This window comes from Streptomyces sp. NPDC093586 (genome assembly GCF_044764905.1).
GTDB lineage: Bacteria > Actinomycetota > Actinomycetes > Streptomycetales > Streptomycetaceae > Streptomyces.
Genome location: NZ_JBIWJA010000077.1, coordinates 1 through 9,106, shown reverse-complemented (window position 1 = coordinate 9,106; position 9,106 = coordinate 1). Strand labels below are relative to the sequence as shown.

Annotated in this window: 4 protein-coding genes and 1 pseudogene; 2 read left to right on the top strand and 3 right to left on the bottom strand. The window is 73.4% G+C overall.

Annotated features, from left to right (window positions below):
* Nucleotides 1–288: 288 nt before the first annotated feature.
* Nucleotides 289–663, bottom strand: a pseudogene (locus ACIRFH_RS36170) (2-oxoacid:acceptor oxidoreductase family protein); the annotation flags it as partial.
* A gap of 276 nt (nt 664–939) precedes the next feature.
* The gene (locus ACIRFH_RS36165; protein WP_403530720.1) at nt 940–1,701 is read right to left on the bottom strand and encodes a thioesterase II family protein; all 762 of its coding nucleotides are present in this window, start codon (nt 1,699–1,701) and stop codon (nt 940–942) included.
* Between the two features lie 273 nt (nt 1,702–1,974).
* On the opposite strand from ACIRFH_RS36165, the gene ACIRFH_RS36160 reads away from it, so the two are divergent.
* Both ACIRFH_RS36160 and ACIRFH_RS36155 read left to right on the top strand, forming a co-directional pair.
* Nucleotides 1,975–2,283, top strand: a complete 309-nt coding sequence (locus tag ACIRFH_RS36160) for an acyl carrier protein (RefSeq protein WP_403530718.1) — start codon at nt 1,975–1,977, stop codon at nt 2,281–2,283.
* Entirely contained in the window at nt 2,280–4,616 is a 2,337-nt protein-coding gene (locus tag ACIRFH_RS36155) for an amino acid adenylation domain-containing protein (protein WP_403530715.1), read from the top strand. The genes ACIRFH_RS36160 and ACIRFH_RS36155 overlap by 4 nt, the downstream gene beginning before the upstream one ends.
* Nucleotides 4,617–5,226: 610 nt before the next feature.
* Here ACIRFH_RS36155 and ACIRFH_RS36150 read toward each other — a convergent pair.
* Nucleotides 5,227–9,106, bottom strand: a 3,880-nt coding sequence (locus tag ACIRFH_RS36150) for an SDR family NAD(P)-dependent oxidoreductase (protein WP_403530712.1), incomplete at its 5' end; no start/stop codon positions are given.

The following is a 9,106-nucleotide window of genomic DNA, read 5'->3' as shown; positions in this document are numbered from 1 at the left end:
AGGGGTACGCCCCCGGCTCGCCCAGCTTCTCGGCCGGGTCCCAGCCCGCCTGGGTGTCGGGCCCGTAGACCGGCTCGATGGGCAGTCCGGACTCGCCTGTTCTGGTGTGCTCCATTGTTTTCCGTTTCCGAAGGGCCGGCGTCAGCCGACGACGGTCCAGGTGTCGCCGCCGGTCAGGAGTGCGGTGAGGTCGCCCTTGCCGTTCTGTTCGACGACGGTGTCCGGCTGGTCCGACATCAGCGTGTCGTAGACCGGGCGGTCGACGGAGCGCAGTACGCCGATGGGAGTGGTGAACTCGTCCGCGCTGACGATGATCTCCGCGCCGCGCGGCAGGTCCCCCGCGTCCGCCTTCAGCGCGGCCGGGTTCATCGCCACCAGCACATCCGGCGCATCCCCCGGAGTGTGGATGTCGTGGTCGGCGAAGTGCAGCTGGAACGACGAGACGCCCGGCAGGGTGCCGGCGGGTGCCCGGATCTCGGCCGGGAAGTTCGGCAGCGTCGACAGGTCGTTGCCGAACGACGCCGTCTCGGAGGTGAACCGGTCACCGGTGAGCTGCACGCCGTCACCAAAGTCCCCCGCGAACCTGATGACCACCCGGTCCAGCCGGCGGACGTCTTCGTCACCCGCCCCTGTCGCGTCGGGGACAGTGGTTTTCACGGACATACGTGTGCCGGCTCCTGTCGGTGCTGGTCCGCGCGTGCGGGCGGACACGCGTTGCGGTGGGGGTCGTGCATCTCCCGGAGGCTACGCACCACTGCTGGAGGGGCGCTCGTGCGCTCGCCCGGTACGGACTCGAGCCGGCACGTGCGGCCCCGGCCCGGGACGCGCGGGCACCGCGGCGCGGAGGTCTGCGGGTCCACGGTCCGCCGGACAACGTCTGCCCGGCCGTCCTCGACGACCGCGTGGACGCGAAGGTCAGGGACGGGCACGCGCCCGTGTTCAGGCGGCGGTCACCAGGGCCTCGCGGATGGCCGCCGCCAGGTCCGCCGGGTGGCTGCTCGGCAGGTCGTGGCCGCCCGGCAGCGACACGAACCGGAACGGCCCGGTGGTGAGCGCCGACCACGCGTCGACCTGGGCGGGGGCGACAGTGTGGTCGTCCCGGCCGTACACGGCCACCGTCGGGACCGGGACGGGCTCGGCGGCACCGCGCTCGTACAGCTCGAGTTCGTGGGTCTCGATGAGTTCGTAGTCGGCGCGCAGGGCGGGCTCGACGATGTCGAGCAGTTCCTCGTTGGCGAGGAGCTGCGAGGGGAGGTAGCCGTCCCTCACGACCTGCTGGAGGAAGTCCGGCCGCGGCAACGCCCACGTGGGTTCGCGGCGGACGCTCCCGGGAGCCGGGTGCGAGGAGACGACCAGCGCACGCACCCGGGCGGGGTCCAGGCGCCGTGCCACCTCGTAGGCGATCGTCGAGCCGGCGCAGTGCCCGTACAGCACCACCGGACGTCCCTGTGCGTGGTGGAGCAGTTCGCCGGCGAGTTTGTCGGCGAGTTCGGGCATGACGGTCTCCACGGGTTCCCCGAGCCGGGACTCCCGGCCCGGGAGGCGTACCGCGAAGGCGTCGAAAGCGCCGGAGAGCTCGACGCACAGCTGACGCACGGTGGTCACGCCGGCGCCCGCGTGCGGGAAGGCGTACAGCGCGCACTCTTCGAGGCCGTCGTGGGGGACCCCGACGAACCAACGGCTTTTCGTTTTTGTTCCCATGCACGTGAGGATGACCGGTCACCGTGGCCCACGGGCGCCACCCCTGACTGACCTCTGAAAGATCCTCGGACAACGGCCGGTCGTCACGGCGAGACTGGCACCTGGCCGGACCCCTCGACCGGGTGAGCGCGGGCCCGCTCGTGACGGCGTGGTTCCGCCGCCGACGACGCGGCGGCCGGACCGGCGTCGGCGTCCGAGCCGCGGCCGGCGACAGGAAAGCAGCGAGAGCCCGTTGAAGAAGCGGAGCACCGAGACAGAACGCAGGAGAGAGCGGTGGACAACTTCGGATCGGTCGGGGTGGCGAGCCCGGACCACGCCGGTCACGACGGCCCGGACATCGAGCTGCTGCGCGCCCAGGTGCGGGCTCAGTGGGCCGACGTACTGGAGCACGACGACTTCGGCGGCGACGACGACTTCTTCGAGGCCGGCGGGAATTCCCTGCTGGTCGCCGAGATCATGGCCACGCTCGGGGCCGTGCTCGGCGTGCGCCTGGAGCTCCGGCTCTTCTTCGAGCACCCGACGGTGAACGAGCTGACCGGCGCGCTGGCGGCTCGCGGGGTCTTTCGGACACCGGCCCGGTGAGCGCCTCGCAGGTCTCCGTGTCGGGCGCGCCCTGGAGCGGGTGGAACGAGACCGCGCGGCCGTTCCGCGACGACGCCACGATCCCCGGGCTGATCGCCGAGACCGTCCGGCGCCACCCGGACCGCCCGGCGATCGTGACCTCCGACAAGCAGGTCCTCACCTACGGCGAACTGGACCGTCACTCCAACCGGCTGGCACGGCTGCTGCGCGAGCTGGGACTGGGCCGGGGCTGTTCCGTGGGTGTCTACGGCGAGCGCGACGCCTGGGCCCTCGTCGGAATGCTCGCGGTGCTCAAAGCCGGCGCTTCCTACGTCCCGCTCGATCCGGCGTGGCCCGCCGGCCGGGTGGTCGGGCTGCTCGACCAGCTCGACGTGGCGGCCGTGCTCACCGACCGCGTGTCCCTGCCCTCCGTGCAGGAGTTCCGGTGGGAGGTGCCTTCGCTCCGCCACGTGCTGTGCCCCGACATCCCCGAGGAGTTCTCCTGGTCGGCCACTTTCCGGGGCGAACGGGTCGCGGACCTCTTCGACTACCTGTCCGGCTCCCCGGACCCGCTCGAGGCCGCCGGCTTCAACACGCGCCGCTCGGAGCGGCCCTTCACCGCGGATGACGCCCGGGGCTACCAGGACCACGTGGCGCGGTTCGTACGGGCCGCGACGTCCGCCGAACGGCCCTCGGTCCTGGAGATCGGGTGCGGATCCGGCCTGATCGTCGAGGCCCTGGCGCCGTGGGCGTCCCGCTACGTCGCCGTCGACCCCTCACCGGTGTCCGTGGCCCGGAGCAGCGAGGCCGGGGCCCGGTCCGGGGGCGAGGTCGACGGCGTGGTGTGCTTCGCCCATGAGGCAGCGGAGCGGGTGAGCGGCCCGTTCGATGTCGTCGTGCTGGCCAGCACGGTGCAGTTCCTGCCGGACCTCGACCACCTGACCGGTGTCCTCGACTCGCTCCTCGGGCTGCTCGCCGACGACGGCGTCATCGTCCTCGCCGACCTCATCGATCCCGGGCTCAGCTCCTACTCCGGCCTCCGGGTGCCGCCTCGCTTCGTCGAGCGCCTCCCCGAACTCCTGCCCGGGGTGGCTCACGCGAGTGTCCACCGCCGCCGGGCCGGGGATCTCACGGGCGAACTGGCCGAGCGGTACGACGCGGTCATCCGCGTCGAGCCGTCCCGCGACCGTGCGGCGCCGGGCCGCGAGCCGCTGTGGACCGGCCGTCACGTCGGCCTCCGGTCGGCCGCTCCCCTCGCCACCGGTCCGACGGCCGACGACGTCTGCTACACCATCTTCACGTCCGGCTCGACCGGTGCGCCCAAGGGAGTCGTCGTCACCCACCGGTCGGCGGTGAACCTCATCGACTGGGTGAACCGCACCTACAAGGTCGGGCCCGCCGACGAGATCCTCTTCGTCACGTCCTTCTGCTTCGACCTCTCGGTCTACGACATCTTCGGTGTGCTGGCCGCCGGCGCGACCATACGGCTGGCGTCGGCGGCGGAACTCGCCGATCCGCACGCCTTGGTGGACCTGCTCGAACAGAGGGCCATCACCATCTGGGACTCGGCGCCCGCCGCCCTGGCCATGGTCATGCCCTTCGTGCAGGCCCGTGAGCCCGCCGGGCGCGACGCGCTGCGCCTGGTCCTCCTCAGCGGCGACTGGATCCCGGTGCCGCTCCCCGACCAGATCCGGGCCGCGTTCCCCAACGCCGAGGTGGTGGCGCTGGGAGGCGCCACGGAGTGCACCGTCTGGTCGAACCACTACCGGGTGAGCGACGTCGACCCCGCGTGGCCGAGCATTCCCTACGGGAAACCGATGCAGAACGCCCGCTACTACGTGCTCGACGGCAACCTGCGGCCCTGCGCCCTCGGCGAGGAGGGCGATCTGTACATCGCCGGCACATGCGTGGCCCTGGGCTACGCCGCGGCCGCCCGTCTCACCGCTGCCAAGTTCCTGCCCGACCCGGGAGCCCTGCGCCCCGGTGAGCGCATGTACCGCACCGGTGACCGTGCCCGCTGGCTGCCGAACGGTGAGATGGAGTTCCTGGGCCGCCTCGACGACCAGGTGAAGGTGCGCGGCTACCGGATCGAACTGGGCGAGGTGCAAAGCGCCCTCCTCCAGTGCCCGGGAGTCCGGGCCGCGTCGGTGGTGGCGCCCACGGGGCCGGGCGGGCGGACGCTGGCCGCCTTCTACGTGCCGACGGCCGAGCCGCTCTCGAAGGCCGAGGTCGTGCGCGCCTTGAGGACCGTCCTGCCGTCGTACATGATCCCCACGCGGATCGTCGCGCTCGACGAGTTGCCCCTGACCGGCACGGGCAAGGTCGACCGGGCGGCCCTCCTGCGCCGGCTGTGAGCCCCCGTCCGCCTCCTCGCGGCACCGGCCGCGAGGAGGCGGACGGGCGGCCCGTGGCCGCCGTCGAGCAGGTCCTCGCACCCGCCGGAGCCCTCGGGGTCCGGCGGCGAAGGAGCCGGCCGAGCCGCGCCGGCATCGCTCTCGGCGCCGGCTCAATCCGGGTGACAGCAGCCGAAGCCCCAGGTCTCCGACCTGGGGCTTCGGCGTGAGCGGGGGCGGGGATCGAACCCGTCCCCGGCGGCGGGCCCAACGGTTCACGGCCGGGCGGTCGGGGGTCGGGGGTCGGTCACAACGCGTTGCGCAGCACCGCCTCGGCCGGGACGCCGGTGTACCGGGATCGGCTCGGTGGCGTGCTCGTACCGGCCGGTGACCGCCGTCGGGTCGAACGAGCCGGTCCCGGCAGGAAGCCCGGGCGTGCCCGCCCGCCGTGCGCACCGGTGGGTCTGCAACCGTTCCGGTCCTCGCGATGGGCCGCCCGGCGCGGCCGGCCCAGGGGCGCGGGCCCGACGTGGTCCGCTCGTGCGGGCGAGGGCGGACCGGCGGTCCTGATGCTCCGGCCGCCCCGCCGGCGTGGCGTCCGTCGTCGGGCGACGACGGACGCCGGCTGCGGTCAGGCGTCGAGCATGACCGCGGCGGGGATGGCCGAGGCCAGCTGCCGGGCCATGGCCTCCGGGTTCTCGAGCGGCGCCGAGTGCGCGCCCTCGATGCTCCGGGTCACGAACGTGCCCCTGGTCAGCGCGGACCAGCCTTCCATCGTGCCCTCGGGCAGCACCGGGTCGGCGTCGGCCGTCACCGCCGTGATCGGGATGTCCAGCGGGCCCCTGCGGTCGGTGTCCAGCATGAGCTGGTACCGGGTCCACATCGCGGAGTCGTTCCGCAGGTTCTCCAGGTAACCGGCGAAGATCTCTTCGTGGGCGAGGATCTCGTCGGGCAGCACACCCCGGAACATCTCGACGAGGGACTGCGGCGCCGCCGTGTCCCACAGCGTCGACACCTCCAGGAACCGCTTGAGCGCCTCCGGCGCCTCGCTGAACGGCGGCGGCGCACAGGCGACGACGAGGGACAGCTCCGGTCCCCCCGTCCTGCTGCCCAGCCGGTGAGCGATCTCCCATGCCCCGCACGCGCCCTGGCTGTGCCCGTACAGGACGGTCGGCACGTCGAGACGGCCGGACATCTCCGCCACGACCCGGTCGACAAGGGTGTTCACATCGTCCACCGGGGCCTCCCCGCCGGGTCCCTCACGGCCGGGAACCCGGATGCCGAGCAGTTCCACGTCCTCGGGAAGGTACGGGGCGAGCGGGACGTGGGAGGTGGTCGTGCCCCCCATTCCCGCCATGCACAGGATCCGTGCCCTGGGGTGCAGCGCCGGCTTGAGCACCCGCACCAACCGGTCGTCCGCCGGCTCGGCGACGGGCTGCCGTCCGGTGAGCTCGTCGACCATGTGGTGCGCGATGCCCGCACAGCTGCCGTGCCGGAACAGCACGTCCGTGCCGAGCGGCAGGCCGCTTCGCCTGGCGAGCCGGGCGCGCAGGCCGACCGCCGTCAGCGAGTCCATCCCGAGCTGCTGGAGCGGCTGTCCGACGGGGATCTGCGCCACCCCGAGGGCAGTCGCGGCCTCGACGCGGACCAGTTCGAGCACCGCGTCGAACTGCGCCTCCGGTCCCATGGCCGCCAGCCGCTCCGCGAGCGCGCTCTCCTGGCGCTCGCCGGTCATCACCGCGCGTGCCTCCGGGACGCCCAGCAGCAGCGGACGCCGTCCGGCGACGCAGAACGCGGGGGTGAAGCGGGCCCAGTCGATGTCGGCCACCGCCAGCGCCACCCGGTCCGTTCCGAGCACCAGGTCCAGTACGTCCAGTGCGCGGTCCGGTGGCATCAGCCGCAGCCCCTGTGCCCGGAGCTGCTCCTCGGCCTCCTGCGTCACCGTGTCCGTGTCGGCCCAGCCGCCCCAGTGCACCACGGTGGCCGTGCGGCCGTCCGCCACCCGGTGGCGGGCGAGGGCGTCCAGCGCGGCGTTGCCGGCCGCGCAGGTCGTCCGGCCGCTCGTGTCCCACAGACCGGCGCCACCGCCGTGGAGCAGGAACGCGTCCAAGGGCCGGTCGCCGAGCAGTTCGTGCAGGTGCCAGGCGCCGGACACCTTCGCGGAGAGTTCCTCGGCGGCCCGGGCGGCGTCGAGTTCTGCCAGGAGTGCCGTCCCGGGGGCCCCCGCGAGATGTGCGACGACCGTCAGCGGCGGGCCGTCGGCGTCGATCCTGTCGATCAGGCCGGCGACCTGCCTCCGGTCACCGACGTCGCAGGCCGCCGTCACGACCTGTGCCCCGGCCGCCTCGAGTTCCTCACGGAACCGTGCGGGCACCTCACCGGAGCGGGAGGCGAGCACGACGCGTCGCGTCCCGCGTTCCACGAGCCGGCGGGCGAGTCGCCGGCCGAGGACTCCCGTGCCGCCGGTGATCAGAGCGGTGCCACTGGTCGTCCACGGCGCCCGCGGTGCGGGCGTGGCGCGGCGCAGCCTTCGCACGTACCGGCCGTCGGCACGGAGCGCGATCTGGTCCTCGTCGTCATCGGCGAGAACGGCGCGGACGAGCTGCCCGGCCCAGTCCGGGTGCGGCTGTTCGGGCAGGTCCGCGGTGCCGCCCCGGCCTTCGGGGCGTTCCGGCGCCGCGACCCGGCCCAGCCCGCTGATCAGTGCCTGCTCGGGACGCGTGACCGGATCGGCTCCGTCCACGCCGACGGCACCCCGGGTGACCAGCCACACCGGGGTTCCCGGGTGACTCGTCCCGAGTTCCTGCAGCAGCCGTGCGGTTCGCAGGAAGCCCCGCAGTGCGTCGGCGTCCTCGTCCAGCGGCGCCAGGACGATCACACCCTGCAGCGTCGCCGGCAGGGAGGTCAGGCCGTCCGGGTCCGTGCCGGCCCGGTGCGTGCCGGCTCCTGCCTCGCGCAGGGCCGTCACCAGCTCCGCGACGGGTGACGCGGGGTCCCCGAGGACGGCCCAGTCCCCGTCCGCCGGTGCCGGGTCGGGCTCGCTGGACTGCCAGGTCTCCTCGTACAGCCAGTCGGCGATCTCGGCGTGGCCGTCGCGGCCTTCGTGCCAGCGCCGGAGCAACGGCAGCAGGTCCGCGACGCTGTCCCTGTGCTGCCCGGACGCGCCGAGCAGTTCGGCGAGCGAGTCCGCCTCGCCCGCGCCGACGGCGTCCCAGAACCGCTGGTCGGTCGTCCTGCGCCGAGCGGGCTCCTTCCAGTGGCGCCGGCGCTGGAAGGCATAGCCGGGCAGGCCGACCATGCGTCCGTCGGGGACGGCCGCCGACCAGTCGATGTCGACACCGTGCGCGTGCAGGGCGCCCAGTGTGCGCCGGAGCCGGTCCAGGCCGCCCTGTTCCCGTTCCATCGCCGCCAGGACCACCGCGTCCTGCTCCGCGCCGCCGTCGGCCAACGGCATGGCCAGCACGGGGTGGGGGCTGATCTCGACGAACACCGTGTATCCGTCGGCGAGCAGCTCCTGCTGTGCGAGGTCGAGCCGTACGGGTTCGCGCAGGTTCCGGCACCAGTAGTCGGCGTCCAGCTCCTCGCCGGCGGCCCGGCGGCCCAGCACCGTGGAGTACAGCGGGACGCCGGACGGGCGGGGACGCAGCGGGGCGAGCGTCTCCCGGAGGCCGGGCAGCAGTGCGTCCATGTGCGAACTGTGGGACGCGCAGGCGGCGTTCAGCTTGCCGCACATCACGTCCTGGTCGTCCCACGCGTAGAGCAGTTCCTCCACGATCGCGCGGTCCCCCGAGATGACCGTGGATCCCGGTGTGTTCACCACGGCGACCGAGACGGCGTCCCCGTACGGGGCCAGTGCCGCCTCGACGTCGAAGACGGGGAGTTCCACCGTGGCCATCTCGCCGTCGGAGGACAGCGCGGCGAGGGCCTTGCTGCGTTCGGCCACGATCCTGGCGCCCTCCTCCAGGGTCAGGGCGCCGGCGGCCACGGCTGCGGCGATCTCGCCCTGGCTGTGTCCGACCACGGCATCCGGTTCCAGGCCCAGGTCCCGCATGGCCGTCGCCAGGCCGAGATACATGGTGAACAGCACCGGCTGAGCGACGTCCAGGCGGTCCCACGCGATGCGGTCCTCGTCCTGGAGCAGTTCGCGGACCGACCAGCCGGTCCACGGGCGCAGTGCCTCGTCGCAGCGGTCGACCGTGTCGGCGAAGGCCGGGCTCTCGGCGAGCAGGCGCCGGGCCATGCCCGGCCACTGCGAGCCCTGGCCGGGGAAGACGAACACGACCTTGCCCGGCCGTGCGGTGGCAAGGGTGACCGACGCGTCCGGCCGGTCGTCGGCCAGGGCGTTCAGTCCTTCGATGACCGCGGGCAGGTCAGGTCCGGCCACCGCCGCGCGCTCGGCGAAGTGCCGTCGGTGCCGTGTGGTGGTCCAGGCGAGGTCGGTGAGGGTGGTGTCGGGGTGTTCGGTGAGCCAGTCGGCCCATCGCCGGGCCTGGTCCCTGAGGGCCTGTGGG

Coding starts and splice junctions, on each gene's coding strand:
- ACIRFH_RS36165 (WP_403530720.1), bottom strand. CDS start 1,701: ATGGGAACAAAAACGAAAAGCCGTTGGTTCGTCGGGGTCCCCCACGAC.